This window comes from Salinicola avicenniae, from assembly GCF_023736115.1.
Classification (GTDB): domain Bacteria; phylum Pseudomonadota; class Gammaproteobacteria; order Pseudomonadales; family Halomonadaceae; genus Salinicola; species Salinicola avicenniae.
Genome location: NZ_JAKQZC010000002.1, coordinates 94472 through 118174, shown reverse-complemented (window position 1 = coordinate 118174; position 23703 = coordinate 94472). Strand labels below are relative to the sequence as shown.

Genomic DNA, 23703 nt, shown 5'->3' with positions numbered 1-23703 from the left:
AGATTCAAAGACAACGATTGATGGGAATGACGTGAGTGATCCTTTGCAAGGGTTCAGTCGGCGTATCGGTCATGAGTTTCATGATCGCGCGCTGCTGGAACTGGCGCTGACACACCGCAGTGTCGGTGGCGCTAACAACGAACGACTCGAGTTCCTGGGGGACTCGATCGTCAACTTCGTGATCGGCGAAGCGCTGTTCACGCGCTTCCCGGCCGCGCGCGAGGGCCAGCTGTCGCGGTTGCGCGCCGGGCTGGTCAAGGGCCAGACGCTGGCGGTGGTCGCGCGTGAGTTTGCGCTCGGCGAGTGCCTGCGGCTCGGCTCCGGTGAAATGAAGAGCGGTGGACACCGGCGCGAATCGATTCTGGCCGACGCGCTGGAGGCGGTGATCGGGGCGATCTATCTTGATGCGGGGATGGACGTGGCGCGCCGTCGTGTACTCGCCTGGTTCGCCACCCGGCTGGAGTCGATCGACCTTCATAACACCCAGAAGGATCCGAAGACACGGCTCCAGGAGTTTCTGCAGTCGCGTCAGCAGGCGTTGCCGCGCTACGAGGTGACCTCGGTCGAAGGCGAGGCGCATGCGCAGACCTTCAGCGTCGAATGTCACGTCGCCATGCTCGGCGACAAGCCGACCCTGGGGGAAGGCAGCAGCCGCCGTCTGGCCGAACAGCAGGCCGCCGAGGTGGCACTGGCCAAAATCGAACCGTCGAGAGGCAAGCGCTGATGACGCAAAGCTGTGGTTTCGTCGCCATCGTCGGCAGGCCCAACGTGGGCAAATCGACACTGATGAATCGCATCCTGGGCCAGAAGATCTCGATCACCTCGCGCCGGCCGCAGACAACCCGGCACCAGATCATGGGGATCAAGACGGTCGACGAGACGCAGTTCATCTACGTCGACACGCCGGGCATGCATCTACAGACGCGGGATCGCAACAAGGCGATCAACCGTTTCATGAACCAGGCGGCCTCCCAGGCACTGCGGGATGTCGACTGCGTGGTCTTTCTGGTCGATCGGACGCGCTGGACCGACGAGGATCAGGTCGTGCTCGATAAGCTGGTTCACGTCGAAGCGCCGGTCATTCTCGCGGTCAACAAGGTCGACTGGCTCGAGGACAAGGCAACCCTGCTGCCATGGCTGGCGTCGCTGTCGAACCGGCGCGAGTTTGCCGCGATCCTGCCCATTTCGGCCAAGCACGGCACCAATGTGCCAGAGCTGGAGGCCGAGGTCGCGAAGCTTCTACCGGAAGGCATGCACTATTTTCCGGAGGATCAGGTCACCGACAAGAGCCAGCGTTTTCTGGCGGCGGAACTGGTACGTGAGAAGGTCATGCGTCAGCTGGGCGACGAACTGCCGTACCAGATGACCGTCGAGATCGAGGAGTTTCGCGACGAAGGCAAGGTGGTCCATATCAGCGCGTTGATGCTGGTCGAACGGCCGGGACAGAAGAAGATTCTGATCGGTGACAAGGGCGAGCGCATCAAGAAGATCGGCATCGAAGCGCGCCAGGAGATGGAGCGCGCCTTCGACAGCAAAGTGATGCTTAACCTCTGGGTCAAGGTCAAGCGAGGCTGGTCGGACAACGACCGTGCCCTGAAGAGTCTCGGTTACGATCTCGACTGACGCGTCGTCCGCGCTGCCGGCAGTCGAGATGCCTGTCGGCACGCCCTGCCACGAGAGGCTTCGGCCATGACACCCCAGCCGGCCTATCTACTGCACAAGCGTCCCTATCGGGAAACCAGTGCCCTGGTTGACGTGATCACGCTCGAGCACGGCCACGTGCGCGCGGTCGCTCAGGGTGTGCAGCGTGCCGGCAGCAAGTCGCGTAGCAAGCTGCAGCCCTTCGCACCGCTGCATCTGACCTGGGTCGGCGAGGGCGATCTCAAGCGATTGCGCATGATGGAAACGACGCAGAGTTCGGTGCTGCTGGCCGGCGAGGGGCTGCTGTGCGGCCTCTATGCCAACGAGCTGCTGACCCGTGCGCTTCCTGTCGGGCTGCCGGCCGGTGACGTTTTTGCGATCTACGCCTGGGCGATCGAGCGCCTGACGCGACCTGCCGAGCGCGCGCCGACGCTGCGGCGACTCGAAATCACACTGCTGGAAGCGTTGGATGCCGAACCGGTCTTCCTGCAGTCCGACGATACCCCGCTGGATCCCAGCGTGCGTTATACCTATCTCCCTGATACGCGACGCTTTCATCCTATCGCGGCCGATCGGCCCGGCTGGGACGGGCGTAGTCTCAAGCTGCTGGCGCGAGGCGATTGGGAGGTCCCGGGGCTGGCGGGGCTCAGCAAGGCCCTGACTCGCGCGGCGCTGGCCCCCCTGATCGGCAGCCAGCCGCTGCGCTCGCGGGAATTGATGCTGCGCCTGAATCAGCGCCGGCGTGATGCGGCCGCGGTCCGCTGACGCGCCGGCGATCTAGCCGAGATTGATCGACACGCTTAACTCCGTTCAAAAGGATATCGACTTCATGATTGCGACTCGCATCCAGCTTGGCGTCAACATTGACCACGTGGCGACCCTGCGTCAGGCACGTGGTACCCGCTACCCGGATCCGGTACAGGCTGCGCTGCTGGCGGAAGAGGCCGGCGCCGATGGGATCACGCTGCATCTGCGCGAGGATCGGCGCCATATCCAGGAGCGCGACGTCGAGCTGATCGCGGCGGTCATCAACACGCGCATGAATCTGGAAATGGCGGTGACCGAGCCGATGCTGGCACTGGCCGAGCGCCTGCAGCCCGCGGATGTCTGCCTGGTACCGGAAAAACGCGAGGAGCTGACCACCGAGGGGGGGCTGGATGTGGTCGGCGGGCGCGAGGCGATTGCCGATGCCTGCCGCCGTCTGCGTGCGGCGGGCTGCCGTGTGTCGCTGTTCATCGACCCGGACCCGGTGCAGATCCAGGCAGCCTGGGAAGCCGGGGCGCCGGTGGTCGAGCTGCATACCGGTGCCTATGCCGACGCGACGGGGGACGCGGTCGGCGTCGAATACGAACGTCTCGCAGCCGCAGCGGAGTGCGCCAGTGAATTGGGGCTGGTGGTCAATGCCGGTCATGGCCTGCATTACCATAATGTGGAAGGGATCGCCGCCATCGCCGGCATCCACGAACTCAACATCGGTCACGCCATTATTGCTCGCGCGCTATTCGTCGGGCTCAAGGACGCCGTGGGGGAAATGAAACGCTTGATGATCGCCGGGCAAGAGTCGGGATTGGTGGCGCAGATCGAGTCCTTCGAGCACGATCACGAACATCCTGACGCCCATGACGCGGACGGCTGCGATCACGGGCACTGAGCTTCGGTCAGGCGCCGATCCTCGATCCAGGCGGCCAGACGATCGCAAGCGGCCAGGGTTTCACGCAAGGCCTCCGCGCAGCGCGAGATATCATGGGCATGACAGCCCTGCTCGAGCTGCTCGCAAGCGGTCGATAGCTGCGGTACGCCGCAGTAGCGGCAACCGCCGGCGAGCTGGTGTGCCGTCTCGGCCAGCGCCGCCAGGTCGCGCGCCTGCCAGTTCTGCTGCAGGCGCTCGCGATGGCTGGGTAGCTCGGCGAACAGCAGCTCGCGCATCTCCGCGATCAGCGCCTGTCGGCCGCCGGCGATGCGCCAGGCCTCGGCTTCGTCGACGACGGCGAGGTCACTCAAGCGCGTTGGGGTGTCGGGCGCGGTCGGGACGTCGGCCGGCGGCGTCCCGGCGGCCAGCCCTGGCGTTGTCCCCGCGGGTGTTGCGTGTTCCGGCTGAGGCGGCGTCAGGTCTGGCGAGACCGCCGGGGCAAGCCCGGTCGGCAGGTAGTGTCTCAGGAGGTCACGCAGACGCTGGGCATCCAAGGGTTTGATCAGCAGCTCGGCGATGCCGTAGGTGGCCAGTGGCTGCGGCGGGCGTGTATCGGGGCTGGCGGTCATGGCCACCAGGGGGACCGCCGGCCAGTTACCTTCCAGCCGCGTCAGTCGCTGAGCGAGCTCGAAGCCGTGAGCATCGGGCAGGTGGAGGTCGAGCAGCACGAGGTCCGCCGGCGCGCGCGCGGCTTCAACGAGCGCTTCGGCGGCGTTGGCCGCGACCAGCGTCTCGGCGCCCGTGAGCGATAACAGGGCATCGAGGTAGCGCTGGGAGATCTCGTCATCGTCGATGATCAGGACTCGCGGACGACGTGGCTGATCGGGGCGTTGGTGAGCCAGCATGGTTGCCAGTGTTCGACCGAACATATAGCGGGACATCGGCAGTCGTAACACGCGGCTGCCCGGCGGCAGTTGCCAGGGCAGCGCGTGCGTCGGGCTGGCGTCCACCAGCAGCAGGCAGGGCCTGTCCACCGCATCGAAGCGCGCCTGCCAGATTTCCCGCATCGCTGGCGCCAGGGCATCTCGATCAATCCCCACGATCACCAGGCGGTCGCTGGCTGCGAGCTGCGTCATGCCATCCGCATGTTTGAGCGCCCGAGGGCGGGCATGCCAGCGGGCGAGGGCATGATCCAGCAGGTAGGCGAGCCGTACGTGTGGCTGCCAGATCGCGACACCGGCCCCCTCGAGATCGAACTCGGCCGGCCGTACGAAGGGCGGTGACGCTTGCAGCGTGAGATTGGCGACGACGGTGTTGCCGCGGCCTTCTCGCCCGGCCAGTGACAGCGTGCCGCCGAGGCGGGCGGCGAGGCGATGGCAGATATCGAGCCCGAGGCCGTGTCGGCCCTCGCGGCCCTTGAGCGCGTCTTCGCAGCCAGCGGATGCGTCGTTTTCAGGGGCGCACGGGCAAAGCGCCTGGCGCAGGCGTGCATGGTCGGCGGGGTCGCGGCTGCCGGGGTCGCTGACACTCAGGCGCAGGCGAATCTGGTTTTCACAGCGTGCGTCGAGCACGGCACGGACGACGATATCCCCCGGTTGGCCATACTTGATCGCGTTGTTGACCAGGTTGGTCATCAACTGGCGCAGTACCACCTTGGGGCCAATCAAGCGCGGCGGCACATCGTCGTAGACAATCGACAGCAACATGATGCCACGGGATTGGGCCAGCGGCGCCTGCACGCAGAGCACTTCCCACAGCAGATCGGTGATATCGAAGACGCTGTTGCTGTCGTCGCCGCGGGTATCACCGAGGATATGGTCGACGGTGTCCAGCAAGCCGTTGGAAGCGAGGTGAATATGATGCAGCCACTCGCGCTGCTGCGTATCCAGCGGTGTGTTTTCCAGCAGGCGACAAAACCCTAGCACGCCGGACAGCGGGGCTCGCAGCTCGTGACCGACCTGGGCGACTTCGCCGAGGGGGGCGGGGTGGGTTTCCGGGACGTCGGGTTCGGCCGGTGGCTGCGATGCGGCAGCTGTCTTGTTGGGATCGGGCGAGACAGGCTGGGATGCCGATCCACTGGGGCGTCGACGGCCGAACCAGAGCGTCGCTGGGGTGGCCAGTGCAAACAGGAACAGTGCCAGTGGCAGCAGTTCACGCCGCCGTTCGCTACCTTCGGCAGCGCGACTCGGGTCCAGGCGCAGGTCGAGCCAGTAGGCCGGGGTCGTCTCGCCGTCATGTGCCGCCAGTGGCTGCAACCAGCGTCGGTTGTCGCCCTCGCGACGGCTGGTGGTGGCCGTCGGCAGCTCCCGCGGCGGTGGCGAAGGTGCCGCACCGGCGTGTGCCTTGACCCGGCCATCGGCATCACGCAGCGTGGCATTGAGGATGGCCGGGTCGCGCACGAGGCGTGCGAGCAGCTCGTCGATGTCGGCGGTGGTCATCTGCCGCGTCGCCGCGACCAGAGATGGCGTGAAGACGCGGTTGATGCTCTGTAGCCGCCGCTCCAGCATCTGGTCACCATCCTGACGCCACTGCCAGGTTTGCCAGCCGGTAAACGCCAGCAGCAGCGTGGTGACCAGAAGCGTCAGGGTTGTCAGCCAACGTAGGGCCATGAAAACTCCGGAGCGGTACGAATCAGCCGGAACTATCGGCGGGTGGCGGAAAAACCGTAGGTCAATCCGGTCTGGACCGACTGCCCGGACACGTTATCAGAGTTTGTGGGCGTTTGGCTCTCTGTTCCGCTTGCCGTCCGCGCGATTGATCGGCGCTGTCACCTCCCCCGATGGCTTCGATATACTAGATAGATTCTCTTCGGTCTTCGCCGGTCGTGGTGGTGTGGATTCCCCACCGCGACCGGACCGGCCTCGGCATTAGGAATTTCGCTATGGCATTTCCCACGCTTGCGCAAACCGTCGGTCATACGCCGCTGGTTCGACTCGCCCGTATCAACGCCGGACGTGACAATACGATCCTGGCCAAGCTGGAGGGCAACAATCCCGCCGGTTCGGTCAAGGACCGGCCGGCGTTGTCGATGCTGCGCGAAGCGGAAGCGCGGGGGGATATCGCCCCGGGTGACACGTTGATCGAGGCCACGTCCGGCAATACCGGCATCGCGCTGGCGATGGCCGCGGCCGTGATGGGCTACCAGATGATTCTGATCATGCCCGAAAATGCCTCGAGCGAGCGCAAGCAGGCAATGGCCGCCTACGGTGCCAAGCTCATCGGCGTCAGCAAGGAGGCAGGCATGGAAGGGGCCCGCGATCTGGCCGACGACATGATCGCGCGTGGTGAGGGCAAGCCGCTCAACCAGTTTGCCAATCCGGATAACCCGCTGGCGCACTATCGCTCCACCGGCCCGGAGCTTTGGGAGCAGACGGCGGGGCGTATCACTCACTTCGTCAGCGCCATGGGCACCACCGGTACGATCATGGGGACCTCGCGCTATCTCAAGGAGCGCAATCCGTCGATTCAGATCGTCGGTCTACAGCCGGCCGATGGTGCCAGTATCGCCGGCATCCGACGCTGGCCGGCGGCCTATCTGCCGGAGATCTTCGAGCCGGCGAGAGTCGACCGCGTGCTCGATATCGATCAGGCGGAAGCGGAAACGCACATGCGGCGCCTGGCGCGTGAAGAGGGCATCCTGGCAGGCGTTTCCTCGGGCGGCGCCCTGGCCGGTGCGCTGCGTGTCGCCGAGCAGGTCGACAATGCGGTGATCGTGTTCATCGTCTGCGACCGCGGCGACCGCTATCTTTCCACCGGTCTCTATGCCCCGGACGCCTGACCATGGCCATGCTGGGAAAACGACGCGTGCCGCGCGAACGTCGTGCCAACGAGCGCGGCGTGCCGCGCTCGTCGCGGCCGACAACAGATGAAGCACTGCTGATCGAGCGCCTGGCCCACGATGGTCGCGGCGTGGCGCGCAGCGCCGAGGGCAAGACGGTTTTCGTCGAGGCCGCCCTGCCGGGGGAGCGGGTCGAGGTAGCGATTCATCGCCAGCGGCGGCGGTTCGACGAGGCGCACGTGCGCCAGCTTCTCCAGACGGCCGAGACGCGTGTCACGCCACCCTGCCGCTATGCCGCCCGCTGCGGCGGCTGCGATCTTCAGCATCTCGACGTGCACGAACAGCGTACGCACAAGCGGCAGGTGCTCATTGAGCTGCTTCGGCGCCAGTCGATCACCCCGCCCGAGGACATACCGATACTGTCCGGCCGTGAGGGGGGCTATCGCCGTCGGGCCCGTCTAGGTGTCAAGTGTGATGCCAGCGGCCAGGTTCACCTTGGCTTTCGCGCGCGTGGCAGCGATCAACTGGTGGATATCGACGACTGCCATGTACTGGCGCCGGCGTTGGCTGCGCTGCTCGCGCCGTTGAGAGCCCAGCTCGAGGCGCTGGAAGCCCCGCGTCAGGTGGGCCATCTGGAACTGCTCGAGACCGAGGCCGCCATGCCGGTTGTCGTGGTGCGTCAGCTGCGAGCGAACGCCGCTGACGCCACCCGCTGGCGTGAATTCGCCCGCGCCCGGGGCGTTGCGGTGGCCCTTAGGGTGGGGAGGGAATCGCCGACGCTCGAATGGCTCGACACGCCGCCGGCGCTTGCTACCCATATTCAGGCCGGTTCCCGGTCCCTCTCTCTGGCCTTCGAGCCGGGCGATTTTCTGCAGGTCAACGCCGAGGTCAATCAGCAGCTGATCGATACCGTACGCGCCTGGCTGGCGCCGACCGGCGACGAGCGGTTGTTGGACCTGTTCGCCGGGATCGGCAATTTCTCGCTGGCGCTGGCGCTGGCCGTTGACGTTCACAGTGTCACGGCGGTCGAAGGTAGCAATGCGATGGTCGAACGACTCGCCGATAATGCTCGTCGCAACGGGCTCGAGGTCACCGCTCTGCAGGTGGATCTGGCGCGCGTCGGCGCGTCACTCGCGACGTTGTTGGCCGAGCATGACAGCGTGCTGCTGGATCCGCCGCGAGAGGGCGCGGAGGCGCTCTGCCGGCAGCTCGCATCGGGCGGCGCCGGGCGTGTCCTGTATGTCTCCTGCGATCCCGCATCGCTGGCGAGGGATGCCGTTCATCTGCTCGAGGGTGGGTTTTCACTGACGCGGTTGGCGGTGGCCGACATGTTCCCGCACACCGCGCATCTGGAGTCGCTGGCGCTGTTCGAGCGTGCGAAGCATCCGGTTCGCAAAGGAGGCGAGCAATAGCATGGTCAAGGTGCGCGAGGATCAACCGAGGATCGATGCCGGTGGCATCGATCTCGATCTCTGGCTGCAGCGCTTGCAGGAAGAGGTGACGCTGAAGTCGCCCGAACGCATGCGCCTGGCCTGCGACCTGGCGCTGCGCGCCGGCGAACGGGCGGCGCCGGGCGCGGTCGAGGCGTTGGCCGACAAGACACTGCTGACCGGGCTCGAGATGGCGGATATTCTCAGCCAGCTCAAGCTGGACCAGCCGACGCTCGAAGCGGCGGTGCTCTATCGCAGCGTGCGGCGTGGTCTGCTGAGCCTGGAGAGTGTCGCCAAGCAGATGGGGCGCGAGGTCGCGCAGCTGATCGAGGGCGTGCTCAGTATGGCGGCGATCAGCCAGCTGCAGGCACCGAAGCACGGGCTTTCCCAGCACAATCAGCAGGAAAATCTGCGCAAGATGCTGGTGACCATGGTCGACGACGTGCGCGTGGCGTTGATCAAGATCGCCGAGCGGACCTGCGCGCTGCGCCAGGTCAAGGATGCCTCGCGCGAGAAACGCCTGCGCGTGGCGCGCGAAGTCTTCGACATCTACTCGCCGCTGGCACACCGGCTTGGCATTGGCCAGATCAAGTGGGAGCTCGAGGATCTGGCATTCCGCTACCTCCATGAGGAGGAGTACAAGTCGATTGCCAAGCAGCTGGCCGAGAAGCGCCTGGATCGCGACCGTTACATCCATGACGTGGTCGGCACGCTGGAAGCGCTGCTCGAGCAGCAGGGTATTCTGCGCTACCAGGTCGACGGTCGGGCGAAGCATATCTATTCGATCTGGCGCAAGATGCAGCGCAAGCAGATCGACTTCTCGCAGGTCTACGACGTGCGGGCGGTGCGGATCCTGGTTCCGGAGATCGCCGACTGCTACACCACCCTTGGCGTGGTGCACTCGCGCTGGCATCACGTGCCCAACGAGTTCGATGACTACATCGCGAATCCCAAGAAGAATGGCTACCAGTCGTTGCACACTGCGGTGATCGGCCCCGAAAACAAGGTACTGGAGATCCAGGTGCGCACCTTCGCCATGCACGAGGAGGCAGAGCTCGGCGTCTGCGCTCACTGGCGTTACAAGGGCACGGACATCGATCCCAAGAGCCGCAGCTACGAGGAGAAGATCGCCTGGCTGCGTCAGGTGCTCGAGTGGCAGGAGGAAGTCGGTGACGTCGGCGACTTTCGCGAGGGCCTGGCCAGCGACGTCGCGCCGGATCGTATCTACGTGTTCACGCCGGACGGCCACGTCATCGACATGCCGCAGGTCGCGACGCCGATCGACTTCGCCTACCGCGTGCACACCGAAATCGGACATCGCTGCCGCGGGGCCAAGGTCGACGGTCGTATCGTGCCGCTGACCTATCTGCTGCGCACGGGCCAGCAGGTGGAAATTCTCACCGCGACCAAGAGTGCGCCCAGTCGTGATTGGCTCAATCCCAATCTGGGCTATGTGCGCACTTCGCGTGCGCGCTCCAAGATCCAGGCGTGGTTCAAGCAGCAGGCCCGTGAGCAGAACCTCGACGACGGCAAGGCGATCTTCGATCGTGAGTTTCGCCGTCTCGATATCGAGGGGGTGGATTTGCCGCGACTGGCCGAGGCGGTCAATTATCAAAGTGTCGACGACATGTACGCGGCGATCGGCGCGGGCGACCTGCGGATCGGTCAGGTGCTGCATCAGGCGCAGCAGCTGTTCGGCGAGAGCGACGATCAGGAGCAGCTCGATCGACTGCTGACCCGACCCAAGCGGCAACCGTCGCGGGAGTCGGACGACGGCATTACCGTACTCGGTGTCGGCAACTTGAAGACCACCATGGCCAACTGTTGCCACCCGGTGCCGGGCGATCAGATCATCGGCTACATCACCCAGGGGCGTGGCGTCACCATTCACCGTCAGGACTGTTCCAACGTGCTGACCCTGCGCAGCGACGAGCCTCGGCGCATCGTCGATGTCGAATGGGGCCAGAAAGCGCGGGCCCAGTATCCGGTGGATGTCGAAGTCGAAGCCTGGGATCGTTCGGGGTTGCTGCGCGATGTCACCCACGTGCTCTCCAGCGACCGGGTCAACGTCACCTCGGTCAATACCACGACCAACAAGCAGGACAATATCGCGCGCATGCGCATCACGCTCGAGGTCGAGGGGCTGGAGGCGCTCGAGCGCATCTTTTCGCGTATCCAGCAGTTGCCCAACGTGATCGACGTCAAGCGACTGCGCCAGGGGCAGCACGGGAGCGGCGTCTGATGGCCGATACGTCACGATCCGGTCTGGCAGCCTCGCCGGCGGCCGGCGGGGAGGGGCGTTACGCCCTCGACGACCTGCTGACGCTGATGGCGGTGCTACGCGACCCTGAGGCCGGTTGCCCGTGGGACCTGCGCCAGCGCTGGGAGACGATCGTCCCGCATACGCTTGAGGAGGCCTACGAGGTCGCGGATGCCATCGAGCGACAAGCGTTCGACGAACTCCCGGGGGAACTGGGCGACCTGCTCTTCCAGGTTATCTACTACAGCCAGTTCGGCCGCGAAGAGGGGCGGTTCGACTTCGACGATGTCGTGCACACGCTGACCGCCAAAATGCTGCGACGGCATCCGCATGTCTTTCCGGATGGCACGCTCGCCTCACGCCGCAGCGACGGCGAACTGCCCGAGTCGGAGATCAAGGCACGCTGGGAAGCGCTCAAGGCGGAGGAGCGGGCGGCGCGTGGGGCGGAACCGGTGGCTGCCTCGGCGCTCGATGATGTCCCCGTGACGCTGCCCGCATTGAGTCGTGCCGCCAAACTGAGCAAGCGGGCGGCGAGCCAGGGCTTTGACTGGCCGGACGAGCGCGGCGTGATCGACAAGATTCGCGAGGAGCTCGGCGAGGTCGAAGCCGCGCTGGCCGAAGGGGACCGTGAGCACGCACAGAGCGAAATCGGCGATCTACTGTTTGCCACCGTGAATCTCGCTCGCCGTCTCGGCTGTGACCCCGAGCAGCAGCTACGCGGGACCAACGCACGCTTCGAATCGCGCTTCCGCCACGTCGAACGCGAACTGGTTGCCGCCGGTCTGACGCCGGTCACGGCCTCGCTCGAGACCATGGAAGCCCACTGGCAGGCAGCCAAGCGCCGCGAGCGCGAGGTGGATCAGGACTGAGTTCGGCCGACAAGCCGCCGCCGTGGCCCAAGGGCTTCTTCACCGAGGCTTATTTTCCAAGGGCCTCTCTTCCAGGGCTTCTCTTCAACAACGCCTTATCGATGGCGCCTCTCCAGGGCGTGTCGTGACCGCCCTGTCCCGGCAGCGCCGCTGGCTAGGGCCTGATATGTCAACGATTCATCGCCGGAAGGCGCGTTCGCGCAGTTGCTTTGCCCCTTTCTTCACGATCTCCTTTTCTCGCAAGTAGAGTGTCGCTGAGGCGATGCTCGCGGGCGCGTTGCCGTTCGACGCCAGTGCCAGGCTCGCTATGCTGAAACCTGAATCATCTTTCGCCGGCTCGCGCACGGGGTCGGCTTCATCTCTTTTTGGGAGAGCGCCATGAGCCCGGAACAGGCCTCCGCTTTGCACGACTCCTCCTTGCATGAATCGCTGCGCGACAATGTCCGGCTGCTGGGTGATAGCCTCGGTCGCACGATCGCGCGAGATCTGGGCGATGCCTTCGTCGAGCGTATCGAAACGATACGCGCGCTGGCCAAGCAGGGGCGACAACAGGCCGAGGAGGCGGACCGGAGAGCGCTGATCGATTACCTGCGTGCGCTGCCGGAGTCCGAATTGCTGCCAGTGACGCGCGCCTTCAACCAGTTCCTGAACTTCTCCAATATCGCCGAGCAGCACTACCGGGCGCGCTATCGGCGCGTCGAGGACTACAAGCCAGGTCTGCAGCCGGACCTCTCCGAGCTGCTGGCGCGGATCGCGGATGCCGGTCACGGCCCTCGGCAACTGGTCGACGCGATAGCCGGCATGCACGTGGATCTGGTGCTGACCGCGCATCCGACCGAGGTCATCCGGCGTACGCTGATCCAGAAATACGACGCCATTGACCACTGCCTGACACAGATCGAGAACAGCGAGGATCACCCCGAGATGCGCCGTCGGGCCCAGGGGCGGCTGGAGGAGCTGATCGCCCAGTCCTGGCATACGGACGAGATCCGCCACGAGCGGCCGACGCCAGTCGACGAGGCCAAATGGGGCTTCGCGGTGATCGAGAATTCGCTGTGGCAGGCGGTACCGACCTTTCACCGCGATCTCGACGCGCTGCTGCTGGACCAGACCGGTGAGCGACTGCCGCTGGACGCCTCGCCGCTACGTTTCGCCTCCTGGATGGGCGGCGACCGCGATGGCAACCCCAACGTGACCGCCAGTGTCACCCAGGAGGTTCTGCTGCTGGGACGCTGGATGGCGGCGGATCTCTATCTGCGCGACCTGGAGCAGCTCAAGGCCGAGCTGTCGATGTGGCGTGCCAGCGCGGCCCTGCACGAGGCGACCGGTGATCAGCCGGAACCCTACCGCGCGCTGCTCAAGCAGCTCTCTACGCGGCTGGAGTCGACCCGCGCCTGGGCGCGCGCGCGTCTCGACGGTGAGCCGGCGAGCGATGATGCGGTGATCGAAACCCGCGAGCAGCTGTTCGAGCCGCTGCTTACCTGCTATCGCTCGTTATGCGATGTGGGGCTGGAAACGATCGCCAACGGTGTGCTGCTGGATACGCTGCGTCGTGTCGCGGTCTTCGGTGTAACCCTTGCCAAGCTCGACGTGCGTCAGGATGGCGCGCGCCATGCCCAGTTCTTCGAGGAGCTGACCCGCTATCTCGATATCGGCGATTACCGGGCCTGGGACGAGCGCGAGCGTCAACGCTTCCTGCTCGACGAGCTGGCGTCGCCGCGTCCGCTGATCCCCGTCCACTGGGCCTGTTCCGCCGAAGCGCAGGAGGTGCTGGATACGTTCCGCGTGATCGGCCGCGAGCATCGCGAGGCGTTGGGGACCTATATCATCTCGATGGCGCAGCAGCCTTCGGACGTTCTGGCGGTCGCGCTATTGATGAAGGAGGCCGGGGAGGGACTGCGTCTGCCGATTGCGCCGCTGTTCGAGACACTCGACGATCTCGACCGGGCGGGCGATGTCGTCGAGCGGTTGCTGACATTGCCGGGCTATCGCGAGCGGATCGGCGAGCGCCAGGAGGTGATGATCGGCTATTCGGATTCGGCCAAGGACGCCGGACAGCTTGCGGCGGCCTGGGCGCAGTATCGCGCGCAGGAGCGGCTGGTGACGATCTGCCGTGAACAGGGCGTCGCGCTGACCCTGTTCCACGGCCGGGGCGGTACCGTCGGACGCGGTGGCGGCCCGGCCCATGCGGCGATCCTGTCGCAGCCGCCGGGGTCGGTCAACGGCAGTCTGCGGGTCACGGAGCAGGGCGAGATGATTCGCTTCAAGTTCGGTCAGCCCGATATCGCGGTGCGCTCGATGGAGATCTATCTCTGCGCGGTCCTGGAGGCCACGCTGTTGCCGCCGCCCGCGCCGCGTCCGGCATGGCGAGAGGAGATGGATCGACTGGCGGCGATTGCACATCGCGCCTACGTCGGGGTGGTACGGGAGACGCCCGAGTTCGTGCCTTACTTCCGCGCCGTCACGCCAGAGGGCGCCCTGGGGCGGTTGCCGCTCGGTTCGCGACCGGCCAAGCGCCGTCAGGAGGGCGGTATCGAGACGCTGCGCGCCATTCCCTGGATCTTTGCCTGGACCCAGACGCGACTGATGTTGCCAGCCTGGCTGGGGAGCGGCGAAGCCTTCGCCGAGCGAGTCGGCGAGCCCGGTGGGCTGGCGCGCCTGCGCGAGATGCGCGAGCAGTGGCCCTTCTTCGGCACCTATCTGGATATGCTCGAGATGCTGTTGGCCAAGTCCGACCCCAGTATTGCCGCCTACTATGAGGAGCGGTTGGTCGATGAGCCGGCACTGCAGGCGCTTGGCGCCTCGCTGCGCCAGCGGTTGCAGTCGCTTGAGTCGGTATTGCTCGATATTCTCGACCAGCGCGAACTGCTCGAGAATACGCCGCTGATCCGCCAGGCGATCGAGGTGCGCAACCCTTACATCGATCCGCTGCATGGGCTGCAGGCCGAACTGCTGCAGCGCAACCGGGACGCCGAAGGCGAGATCACGCCCGAGCTGTCTCGCGCGCTGATGGTGACGATGGCCGGCATCGCCGCCGGCTTGCGCAACACGGGATAAACGCATCGGCTGCCGACGCGCGACGATACGGCGCAGGCCAAGCGGCGCGCCGTCTCCCACACGCGCTCCTACGGCTGCTATATAAGATGAGGTAGGAGCCACGGTGTTGGGACGGCGCCTTTTCGATCCAGTTGCGGGAGCGCGGCATGGAGTTCAAGGATTACTACGAGGTACTCGGCGTCGAGCGCGACGCGACTCAGGAGGAGATCAAGCGGGCCTATCGGCGGCTGGCGCGTAAATATCACCCCGACGTCAGCCAGGAAGCCGACGCCGATGCGCAGTTCAAGTCGGTCGGTGAGGCTTACGAGGTGCTGAAAGATCCCGAGAAGCGGGCCGCCTATGACCAGTTGGGGCATAACTGGCAGGCCGGCGAGGACTTCCAGCCACCGCCCGACTGGGATACTGGCTTTGAATTCAGCGGTGGCGGCTATACCCAGGAGGACGCGGCCGCCTTCAGCGATTTCTTCGAATCGCTGTTCGGTCAGCGGCGCGGGTTTCGGCAGGATGGATTCGAGGCGCGAGGTTTCGACGCGAGCGGGTTTCGGGGAGCGGGGGCCGGCAGACGGCAGGGACAGCGTCGAGCCATGCGTGGCGACGACCATCATGCACGGGTATCGATCACGCTGGAGGATGCCTATCGGGGCGCCACGCGAACGCTGACGCTGCACTCCGCCAACTGGGATGCATCGGGGCATCTCGCGCCGCATGAGCGCACGTTGAAGGTGCGGATTCCCAAAGGTGTCCGGCAGGGGCAGCGTATTCGTCTGACGGGGCAGGGCGGGCCCGGCTTCGGCGGCGGGCCGGCGGGCGATCTGTTTCTCGAGATCGACTTCGAGGCCCACGAGCGTTATCGCGTGGAGGGGCGGGATGTCACCCTGTCGCTCCCGGTCGCGCCCTGGGAGGCGGCCCTCGGCGCGACCGTGAGCGTACCGCTACCGGACGGTACGGTCGATCTGAAAATCCCGCCGGGGTCCGCCGCCGACCGCCGGCTGCGGCTCAAGGGGCGGGGGATTCCCGGCGATCCGCCGGGCGACTGCTATGTGGCGTTGAAGATCGTCTTGCCGCCCGCGGACAGTGATCGCGTACGCGCCGCCTACCGTGAACTGGCGGAGGCCAGCGCTTTCAACCCACGTGCGGAAGGGGAGCCACGACCATGACCGCCAAGGACCTGACCCACCTGCACGCCGAGACGCTCGACGATTTGCCGACGCTGACGCTCGCTGAACTCTGTCGAGCCTGTACCGTCCACGCCGAATGGGTGATCGAACTGGTTGACGAGGGGATCATCGAACCCGCCGGACGGCGACGAGAGCAGTGGCGTTTTTATGGCTACAGCCTGCAGCGGATTCGAGTGGTTCAGCGCCTGCAGCAAGATTTGGGCGTCAATCTCGCCGGTGCCGCGCTCGCGCTTGAGTTGCTCGATGAAGTCTCGACACTGAGGCAGCGCCTTGCCGCGCGCGAAGATCACTGACCGCCGACAGCGATCAAGTCACTGGCGTTGTTCGGTATGGTCATGTCCTTGATTCCCAGTGGCCGTTTTCGCCGATTAGGGTGTTCCCTGGCCGCTGTCGATCCGCACACCATTGATTGCCACCCAACAATCAGCAGGGGTGGTTGTCTGGGTTAGACTTTCGTCGATTATCTCGTTTTTGATGTTGTCATTTAAACATTGAAAAACAAATTGCAGTGGCTTTTGGGCAATGACTAGTGCGTTATCTTGTAATATTACAACACTTCGAAAGTCTTATTAAAAAGACACTTATCGCGAAATATAAGCGTGCTACGCTAGTATCCTTCAATACCACTCAATGTAGTCACCGATGCGTCAGACAGTCATGGAAACGCGCGCGCTATCCGTGGATATTGCGCCTGAAATTCTTCACGCGGCTCAACGCTTAATCGATTCAGCGCCACGGCAAATTCTGGGTCTCGTGGGTGCGCCCGGGTCGGGCAAGAGCACACTCTCGGAGGCGCTGGTCTCGGCGCTGGGGGCTCGTGCCCAGGTCGTGCCAATGGATGGCTACCACCTTTCGAACCGTCAGCTGGCGCAACTGGGTCGGTCCCAGCGTAAAGGGGCACCGGATACTTTCGATGCCGGCGGCTACCGTGACCTGCTCGGGCGATTGCGCGCCAGTGACGACGAAACGATCTATGCGCCAGGCTTCTATCGCGAGATCGAAGAGCCGATCGCGGCCAGTATTGCCGTACCGCCCGCCACGTCGCTGGTGATCACCGAAGGTAACTATCTGCTGCTGCCGGACGCCCCCTGGCCCGCGGTGCGTGCGGCGATCGACGAGGTCTGGTTTCTCGATGTCGATCGTGAACTGCGCGAGCAGCGGCTGGTGGCGCGTCACATGCAGTTCGGGCGCAGCGAGCGCGAAGCGCGCGACTGGGTCATGAATACCGATGCCCCCAACGCCGAGCGGATCGAAGCGGCGGCCGCCAGCGCCGACCGTCGCCTGCGCTGGCACGGCAGCTCGATTCACTTTCAGACGCCGTGACAGCGGCGCGCCGTACCGGCATCGGGATGCCGGCTTTTCATCATTCAAGGAGTGAAACATGACGACTCGCGCAGCGGCCAGTCGCGGTCCCAAGGGCAAGGGGTTGGTGGTACTGGTCTCTATCGTAGCCGCGCTGGGCGGCCTGCTGTTCGGTTACGACACCGGCATCATCGGCGTGGCGCTGCTGGGGCTCTCCAAGCAGTTCGCGCTGGACGATACGTTGAAGCAACTGGTCACGGGGGCGATCATTCTCGGTGCCATCTTCGGCTGTGTCGGCACCGGCCGGCTGTCGGATCATCTGGGGCGACGCTGCACCATCGTTCTGATCGGCGCCGTTTTCATTGTCGGTTCCCTGCTGTCGGCGATGTCCACCAGCGTTGGTGTGCTGATCGCGGCGCGCTTCATTCTGGGTCTTTCCGCCGGGAGTGCCACGCAGATCATTCCGGTCTATATCGCCGAGGTCACGCCGCCCCAACATCGTGGCAAGCTGGTGGTGATGTTCCAGTTCATGGTCGTCTTCGGCATCCTGGTTGCCTATCTCGTGGGCTACGGGCTCGGTGAGCAGTGGCGTTGGATGTTCGGTCTCGGCGTGGTGCCGGCGGTGATCTTGATGCTCGGGATGCTGGTACTGCCGGAAAGCCCGCGCTGGCTGGTCGGCAAGGCGCGCGAGTCCGAGGCGCTGGCGATTCTAGAGCGCGTTCGCTCCTCCCGCGAGGGCGCCGAGAACGAGATGCGCGAGATCAAGGAGGTTTCCGCGCGAGCCGAGGGTACCTGGCGTGACCTGTTCCAGCCCTGGATCCGACCGGCACTGGTCGCCGGCGTGGGTATCGCCATGTTCTCGCAGATCACCGGCAACAATGCCCTGATCTACTACGCGCCGACGATTCTCAGTCAGGCCGGCTTCGGCGACAGTGCCTCGGTACTGGCGGCAATCGGCGGGGCGGTGCTGATCAACCTGGCAACGGTACTGGGGATCTTTCTGGTCGACCGCATCGGTCGCAAGCGCTTTCTGCTGTGGATGGTCCCGGGGTCGGCCGTGGCGCTGGTGATCATGGGGATTCTGTTTATCGGCGGTGCGCCGGAGGATACCTTCAGCCAGTGGCTGCTGGTGGCCTGCCTGGCGATCTACATGGCGCTCAACTGCAGCTTCGGCGTTTGCCTATGGCTGATCAACGCCGAGGTGTATCCGCTCTTCGTACGCGGCAAGGGGGCGAGCATGGGGGCGCTCAGCCATTGGGTCTTCAATCTGCTGGTCACACTGACCACGCTGTCGCTCATCAGTGCGCTGGGTACGTCCGGCACCTTCTGGCTGTATGCGGTGATAACCACCCTCGCCCTGGTGTTTATCGTGCGCTACGTGCCGGAGACCATGGGGCGCTCGCTCGAAGAGATCGAGAGCGATCTCAAGCAAGGCGTCTTCTTTCCGGCGGATAAAGCCCGTACGGGCCACGATGGCAAACCCATTAGCGCGCTCGACTGACGCGCGTGGCAATGGCCTCGACGACGGCCGACGCGATAAGCGTCGGCCGTCGTCGTTTCAGGAGCGTCGTCACCAACGCGGCGTCGGGGCTATTCAGCGCGGCGTGGCGTGATAGAGGGCTGTCAGGGCCGGTACCAGGAGGCAATGGTCCCTGGCAGCGTCCAGCAATGGGCCGAGTATGGCCTCGCGTTCGGTGGCCCGGCCGGCCAATACATCCTGCAGCATCGAGGAATGATTCGCCGCCGTGGCGTGGATGACGTCGTCGATCAAGGTCGTCCAGCCCGCGGATGGTGCGGGAATCGACTCAAACGCCATGATCTGGTCGATTTCGTCAACCAGTCTGCCGATCTCGTCGTGATAGTCGGGTGCGGCCAAGGCGCCGTTGGGGACCCGGTCGCGGGCGGTCAGGGGGTTGATCACGGCATTGATCGCCAGCTTGTGCCACAGTCGCAGGCGAATATCCGCGCAGGCCGTGGCGGCAAGGCCGGCCGCGCGTAACGCCGTCGCCAGTGTTTCGGCCAAGGCCGCGTGACGCTGGTGCAGATCGCCGATCCAGGTATGGCCGCGAGCGGCATGGACCACCTCGGTGGTCGCCGTCGGCGGATCGGGACGATAGGCCGCTTCCGTGGTACTGGCGCAAATCACCGCCCCGGGCCACTGATCGGTGAGACGTGGCTGCAGGCGGAAACCGTTCTGCAGCAGCAACAGTGGGGTATCGGCCGCCAGACGCGAGCGCAGCGGCTGTAACGCCGATTCGCCATCGTGCGCCTTGGTGGCGAGCACGACCACGTCCGGTGATTGGGGCGGGTGCCAGGTATCGACTGTGACGCGTTCGATATCGGCCCGTGCGGGCTCCTGTTCGGGCGTCATCAGAGACAGCGAGCCAGTGGAGGCCGTCGCGCGGCCGAGCAGCGTGACCGAGTGGTATCTTGCGAGACGCGCGGCGAACAGCATGCCGAGCGCCCCCGCGCCGATCACCAGCCAGCGATCGCGTTCACCTTTCATGAGTTGCCGCTCGGAGTGCGGCGGCGACGCGTTGACGTTCCCGAGCGCTTGCCGGTTTTGGCCGTCGGACTATCGCCCGAGGTGGCATTCGGCGACGTGCGACGGCTCGTGCCGCGTTGGCGCGCGGACGAACGGGTGCTGCTGGACCCGCGCTTGTTCGATCGGCCCTTGCCTGATGGTCTCGCCGGCGCTTGCGGTGCTGCACTCTGACGCGCGTCGGCGAGCGCCTGGTTGAGTTTGGCGGCGCTGGCCGCGCCAAGCAGCGCGCGCAGATCCTGAACCAGTGCCTCGATGAAGGGGCCCGGCGCGTCGCGGTTCTCGGCAATGGCCGAGAGGCGCTGTTCCCACAGGGCGGTACGCTCCGGTTGGCTGGCTGCCGCCGGCAGGGAATCGATCAGCGCCTGTCCGGTGCGCGTGGCGCGTAGCGCCTTCTTGTCGCGTACCAGATAGCCTCGAGTCAGCAGGGTTTCGATAATTCCGGCACGAGTGGCTTCGGTGCCCAGACCGTCGGTCTCGCGCAGCGTCTGACGGACAGCCGGATCCTCGACGTAGCGGGCGATATTCATCATGGCCTTGATCAGGCTGGCGTCGTTGAACGGCTCCGGCGGACGGGTCTCGCGCTCCTCCACGCCCACGTCTTGCACCGTGGCGCGTTCGCCCTGGGTCAAGGCTGGCAGCGTGGGGGTGTCGTCGCGCGTGGTGAATAGCGGCTTCCAGCCGGGCTCGAGGATTTCGCGGCCTTTGGCCAGAAAGCGTTCCTCGAGGATCAGGAAGGTCGCCTGCGTCTCGAAGGTCTCCAGCGGCGGGTAGAACTGCGCCAGCACGTTACGGGCGATCAACCGAAACAGGTTGGCCTCGTCGCGGCTGAGCTTGCCCAGGTCCGCCGGTCGGCCGGTCGGCGCCAGCGCGTGGTGGGCGCCGACCTTGGCATCGTCCCACGCCTTGGAGCGGCGGGTGAAGTCGGCGGCTTCGGCCCAGCCGCGCAGGGTCTCGTCTTGCCGGCACGCCTGGCGCAGCGTCTTTTCGGCCTCGCCGTGGTGGGCTCGTGGCAGGTAGCGGCAATCCGACCGCGGGTAGGTGATCAGCTGATGGCGTTCATAGAGTGACTGGCAGACATCGAGCACGCGCTTAGCGGACAGGCCGTGGCGTCGCGCGGCGTCCACCTGGAGCGCGGAGAGCGAGTAGGGCAGCGGCGCGGCCTGACGCTTGCGGCGCTGTTCCAGCTCGGCCAGATGACCGTCTGCACCTGGCAGGCGTTCGGCCAGCGCGTGCGCCGGGCGTGGATCGAGCAGGCGTCCCTGGTCATTCAGGGAGCGGCCATCCAGCGTGTGCGGTTCGCCGGGTTGCCACCAGGCGCGCAATGTACCGCTGGCGACGGTCAGATCGGTCCAGAGGACATAGAAGGGTTTGGATTCGAAGGCCGCGATATCCCGGTCGCGGCGAACCACTAGCCCGAGCACCGGCGTCTGCACCCGACCGACCGAGAGCAGGCCGTCATAGCCTGCCTGACGACCGATCAGCGTCCAGGCGCGGGTGAGATTGATGCCGTAGAGCCAGTCGGCGCGGGCGCGGGCTTCCGCCGCCGCGTAGAGCGGCTGGAAGCGCCGGTTGTCCTGCAGCTCGGCCAGGGCGCGCGCCACCGCCGGGCGATTGAGATCCTGCACCAGCAGCCGCTTCACCGGGCCGCGCCAACGCAGATGCTCCAGCACTTCCTGGACCAGCAGCTGGCCTTCGCGGTCAGGATCGCCGGCATGGACAATCTCGCTGGCGTTTTTCATCAGCTTGCGCAGCACGGCGATCTGCGAGCGGCCCTGGCTGCGCGGCACCAGCGCCCAGCGCTGAGGCAGGATCGGCAGGTCATCGAGGCGCCACTGCTTGTAGCGCGGGTCGTAGTGCTCCGGCGGGGCCTGTTCAAGCAGGTGGCCGAGACACCAGCTGACAACGGTATCGCCGGCCTCGAGATAGCCCTCGCGCCGCTTGGCGGGCACGGGCAGGGCGTCGCCGATGGCGCGGGCGAGACTGGGTTTTTCGGCAACGATCAGGCGCATGCGCTCATTTTTCCAGATGACGGCGCGCGCGCACCAGTGCCCGATACCACTGCCGATGCGGCGAGCCTACCGCCGGCGGCGCCAGGCTGAGGTAACTGACGTTGGGTGTTTCGCTGCGCTCGAGGTTGAGATTCGTGAGCATATTGAGCGTCGCCTCGCGCGCGCCGTACTGGCGTTTGAGAAAGTCGATCGCTGCGGGTTCCAGCGCCACGCGGTAGTGGCGCACAAGCGCCAGCGCGAGCGACTCCGCGGTGCGCGAGAGGTCGGTCTCGATCTCGCGCACCATCGCCGAGCCCATCGCCGCCTTCGCGGCCGCGGAGAGGTTGGGTTCGAGCTGGCCGAAATCGGCAGCGTTGGAGCTGTTGATGGCACGCTGCACGGCGGGCTTGGAGAGATGCACGTGGGGCTCCAGCGCCAGGAATATCTCGACGGCCAGCCGCTTGGCGCTGTCGACACCGACGCTCAGGCGTGTATCGCGTTCCGCCTGACGAAGACGCTCGCGCAGCGAACCGATATTGGCGTTTTCCAGGTAGCGGCCAAGGTGCTTGCAGACGACGGCTTTGGCCTCGTCGTCCAGCGCGATGCGGCTTTCGCGAATCCGCAGGCCGCGCCGACCGGGGCCGAGACGCAGTCGCGTGGTGCTATCGGAGAGGCCCGCGCTCAGCGTCTCCCAGCGCTCCGCCATGCGCAGACGGTGGGCGTGGGTACGCCCGACCTCCTCATAGGCGCTGGAGACACTCTTGTAGAGCTTGATCGCGTTGGTCAGTACCTCGGCCTGCTGACGCAGAGTCTGGCGGTCGTCGCTGCGCCCGGTCTGGATCGCGTACGCCAGTGTGTGAATGCGCTCGCTCAGCTCGTCGATGGCCGCCACGCTGTGGGCCAGCAGAGCGTCGGCACGCTGACCGGAGACACTCTCTTCGCTGGAGGTAACCGCCTGTTCCATCAGGTAGGTGTTGAGCGCCTTGAGGCGAGAGAGGCCGGTGGCCTGGGCGATACGATGGCGCGCCCGCGCCTCTTCGAGCGTGTCGAAGGCGCGCGCCAGCTTCCAGCGACCGCGATACTCGAAGGAAAGTACCGGTATCTCGCGGCCACTGATCAGCTCAAACGCCAGAATGACCATCTCCTCGACGTCCTGCAGGGTCATCAGCAGGTCGTTGTCATTCTCGATCGCGGCCATGACGCGTTCGATGAAATGCTCATCGCGCGGCACGCCGTAGCGCGGATCCGGCGCATGCCCCTCGAAGCGCTCGCGCAGCAGCGTGATGGCCTGTGGCGAGAGATCGTAGAGCTCGGTAAAACGCGGCTCGATCTGATCGCGATAGATCTCGACCAGGTCGCTCACGCGGGCGTGCAGGCCGACCCGACGGTAGACATCGATCTGTCCGATCAGGCGGGCGCTTTCGCGATCCTCGAGCAGCTCCAGCGCCGCCAGTTCGACGCCTTCCGGTGAAAGGTCCTGCTTGCGCAGCAGCATGGCCGCGGCCTCGCGCCGGCGGGCATCGCCCTCGAGGCTATCGACGATCAGGTTGCGCGTCGCCAGCAGGAACTCGGGCAACGTCTTGATAACGCGTTCGATGCGTCGCGAGGTCCGCGCCAGTCGGCCGCCACCGGTCAAATGGTGCAGCAGATTGGCAATGATCCCCGCCGCGCCGGTGATCACGGTGAAGGAGATGAAAAAAATGTAGTTCTCGAGCGTCGGCGCCTTGCCGTAACCGAGCAGGTAGCCGCCCCAGGCGCCAAGCAGCGTGACCGGGCCCGCCGTCCACAGGATCTGCAGCAGACTGATGGTCCACGGCACCTTCTCCACGGCGGCGGTGATGCGGCGGATTTCGTCGCGACCTTCCCGCTCGAGACGCACCTGTGGGGTATCGTTGGCGGTCGAGTGGGTGCGGCGGCGAAACGGAAGCGGCAACAGCACGAGCGATCCCTTGTAGCAGGTGTCGAGAGGGCGGGCGGCGGCTAACTTAGCACCCCGGCGCGGCGCTCGCCAGCGCTCTTGTCGTG

Annotated in this window: 17 protein-coding genes; 13 read left to right on the top strand and 4 right to left on the bottom strand. The window is 65.5% G+C overall.

What is annotated here, in order from left to right:
* Window positions 1-43: 43 nt before the first annotated feature.
* The 4 genes from rnc to pdxJ all read left to right on the top strand — a co-directional run bounded on the left by rnc (window position 44) and on the right by pdxJ (window position 3292).
* Window positions 44-724, top strand: coding sequence for a ribonuclease III (gene rnc, locus MC381_RS04045; RefSeq protein ID WP_286009653.1), 681 nt, complete (start codon window positions 44-46; stop codon window positions 722-724).
* Complete coding sequence (gene era, locus MC381_RS04040; protein ID WP_251976452.1) at window positions 724-1623, top strand: GTPase Era; 900 nt, start codon at window positions 724-726, stop codon at window positions 1621-1623. The genes rnc and era overlap by 1 nt, the downstream gene beginning before the upstream one ends.
* A gap of 66 nt (window positions 1624-1689) precedes the next feature.
* Window positions 1690-2406, top strand: coding sequence for a DNA repair protein RecO (gene recO, locus MC381_RS04035; RefSeq protein ID WP_251976451.1), 717 nt, complete (start codon window positions 1690-1692; stop codon window positions 2404-2406).
* Window positions 2407-2470: 64 nt separating this feature from the next.
* Window positions 2471-3292 carry a pyridoxine 5'-phosphate synthase gene (pdxJ, locus tag MC381_RS04030; protein WP_251976450.1) on the top strand — a complete coding sequence of 274 codons (822 nt, stop codon included), beginning with the start codon at window positions 2471-2473 and terminating at the stop codon, window positions 3290-3292.
* Here the strand turns inward: pdxJ and MC381_RS04025 are convergent.
* Window positions 3280-5880 carry a response regulator gene (locus MC381_RS04025; protein WP_251976449.1) on the bottom strand — a complete coding sequence of 867 codons (2601 nt, stop codon included), beginning with the start codon at window positions 5878-5880 and terminating at the stop codon, window positions 3280-3282. The genes pdxJ and MC381_RS04025 overlap by 13 nt on opposite strands.
* Before the next feature lie 272 nt (window positions 5881-6152).
* On the opposite strand from MC381_RS04025, the gene cysM reads away from it, so the two are divergent.
* The 9 genes from cysM to MC381_RS03975 all read left to right on the top strand — a co-directional run bounded on the left by cysM (window position 6153) and on the right by MC381_RS03975 (window position 18646).
* Complete coding sequence (gene cysM, locus MC381_RS04020; RefSeq protein ID WP_251976448.1) at window positions 6153-7049, top strand: cysteine synthase CysM; 897 nt, start codon at window positions 6153-6155, stop codon at window positions 7047-7049.
* A 2-nt stretch (window positions 7050-7051) separates the two neighbouring features.
* Window positions 7052-8461: a TRAM domain-containing protein gene (locus tag MC381_RS04015; protein WP_251976447.1), complete on the top strand. Its 1410-nt coding sequence runs from the start codon at window positions 7052-7054 to the stop codon at window positions 8459-8461.
* A gap of 1 nt (window position 8462) precedes the next feature.
* A complete protein-coding gene (gene relA, locus MC381_RS04010; RefSeq protein WP_251976446.1) occupies window positions 8463-10721 on the top strand; it encodes a GTP diphosphokinase in 2259 nt (752 codons plus the stop codon).
* On the top strand, window positions 10721-11608 hold the full coding sequence (mazG, locus tag MC381_RS04005; RefSeq protein ID WP_251976445.1) for a nucleoside triphosphate pyrophosphohydrolase: 888 nt from the start codon (window positions 10721-10723) through the stop codon (window positions 11606-11608). Before relA ends, mazG begins: the two co-directional genes overlap by 1 nt.
* A gap of 378 nt (window positions 11609-11986) precedes the next feature.
* On the top strand, window positions 11987-14665 hold the full coding sequence (gene ppc, locus MC381_RS04000; protein WP_251976444.1) for a phosphoenolpyruvate carboxylase: 2679 nt from the start codon (window positions 11987-11989) through the stop codon (window positions 14663-14665).
* 146 nt (window positions 14666-14811) lie between these two features.
* Entirely contained in the window at window positions 14812-15822 is a 1011-nt protein-coding gene (locus MC381_RS18245; protein ID WP_286009640.1) for a DnaJ C-terminal domain-containing protein, read from the top strand.
* Complete coding sequence (locus tag MC381_RS03985; protein WP_251976443.1) at window positions 15819-16136, top strand: chaperone modulator CbpM; 318 nt, start codon at window positions 15819-15821, stop codon at window positions 16134-16136. The genes MC381_RS18245 and MC381_RS03985 overlap by 4 nt, the downstream gene beginning before the upstream one ends.
* Before the next feature lie 349 nt (window positions 16137-16485).
* Window positions 16486-17166 (top strand): nucleoside/nucleotide kinase family protein, encoded by a 681-nt coding sequence (locus tag MC381_RS03980; RefSeq protein ID WP_335342003.1) that lies wholly within the window; start codon window positions 16486-16488, stop codon window positions 17164-17166.
* A gap of 58 nt (window positions 17167-17224) precedes the next feature.
* Entirely contained in the window at window positions 17225-18646 is a 1422-nt protein-coding gene (locus MC381_RS03975) for a sugar porter family MFS transporter (RefSeq protein ID WP_251976442.1), read from the top strand.
* A gap of 93 nt (window positions 18647-18739) precedes the next feature.
* On the opposite strand, the gene MC381_RS03970 is transcribed toward MC381_RS03975, so the two are convergent.
* The 3 genes from MC381_RS03970 to MC381_RS03960 are packed head-to-tail and all read right to left on the bottom strand — an operon-like array spanning window position 18740 to window position 23617.
* Complete coding sequence (locus tag MC381_RS03970; protein WP_251976441.1) at window positions 18740-19651, bottom strand: ketopantoate reductase family protein; 912 nt, start codon at window positions 19649-19651, stop codon at window positions 18740-18742.
* Window positions 19648-21699, bottom strand: a complete 2052-nt coding sequence (locus MC381_RS03965) for a DNA topoisomerase III (protein WP_251976440.1) — start codon at window positions 21697-21699, stop codon at window positions 19648-19650. The genes MC381_RS03970 and MC381_RS03965 overlap by 4 nt, the downstream gene beginning before the upstream one ends.
* A gap of 4 nt (window positions 21700-21703) precedes the next feature.
* A complete protein-coding gene (locus tag MC381_RS03960) occupies window positions 21704-23617 on the bottom strand; it encodes a hypothetical protein (RefSeq protein WP_251976439.1) in 1914 nt (637 codons plus the stop codon).
* Window positions 23618-23703 lie beyond the last annotated feature (86 nt).

Bases quoted from the DNA above. Each gene is read 5' to 3' on its own strand.
- era (WP_251976452.1), top strand. From the start codon at position 724: ATGACGCAAAGCTGTGGTTTCGTCGCCATCGTCGGCAGGCCCAACGTG.
- recO (WP_251976451.1), top strand. From the start codon at position 1,690: ATGACACCCCAGCCGGCCTATCTACTGCACAAGCGTCCCTATCGGGAA.
- pdxJ (WP_251976450.1), top strand. From the start codon at position 2,471: ATGATTGCGACTCGCATCCAGCTTGGCGTCAACATTGACCACGTGGCG.
- MC381_RS04025 (WP_251976449.1), bottom strand. From the start codon at position 5,880: ATGGCCCTACGTTGGCTGACAACCCTGACGCTTCTGGTCACCACGCTG.
- cysM (WP_251976448.1), top strand. From the start codon at position 6,153: ATGGCATTTCCCACGCTTGCGCAAACCGTCGGTCATACGCCGCTGGTT.
- MC381_RS04015 (WP_251976447.1), top strand. From the start codon at position 7,052: ATGGCCATGCTGGGAAAACGACGCGTGCCGCGCGAACGTCGTGCCAAC.
- relA (WP_251976446.1), top strand. From the start codon at position 8,463: ATGGTCAAGGTGCGCGAGGATCAACCGAGGATCGATGCCGGTGGCATC.
- mazG (WP_251976445.1), top strand. From the start codon at position 10,721: ATGGCCGATACGTCACGATCCGGTCTGGCAGCCTCGCCGGCGGCCGGC.
- ppc (WP_251976444.1), top strand. From the start codon at position 11,987: ATGAGCCCGGAACAGGCCTCCGCTTTGCACGACTCCTCCTTGCATGAA.
- MC381_RS18245 (WP_286009640.1), top strand. From the start codon at position 14,812: ATGGAGTTCAAGGATTACTACGAGGTACTCGGCGTCGAGCGCGACGCG.
- MC381_RS03985 (WP_251976443.1), top strand. From the start codon at position 15,819: ATGACCGCCAAGGACCTGACCCACCTGCACGCCGAGACGCTCGACGAT.
- MC381_RS03980 (WP_335342003.1), top strand. From the start codon at position 16,486: ATGCGTCAGACAGTCATGGAAACGCGCGCGCTATCCGTGGATATTGCG.
- MC381_RS03975 (WP_251976442.1), top strand. From the start codon at position 17,225: ATGACGACTCGCGCAGCGGCCAGTCGCGGTCCCAAGGGCAAGGGGTTG.
- MC381_RS03970 (WP_251976441.1), bottom strand. From the start codon at position 19,651: ATGAAAGGTGAACGCGATCGCTGGCTGGTGATCGGCGCGGGGGCGCTC.
- MC381_RS03965 (WP_251976440.1), bottom strand. From the start codon at position 21,699: ATGCGCCTGATCGTTGCCGAAAAACCCAGTCTCGCCCGCGCCATCGGC.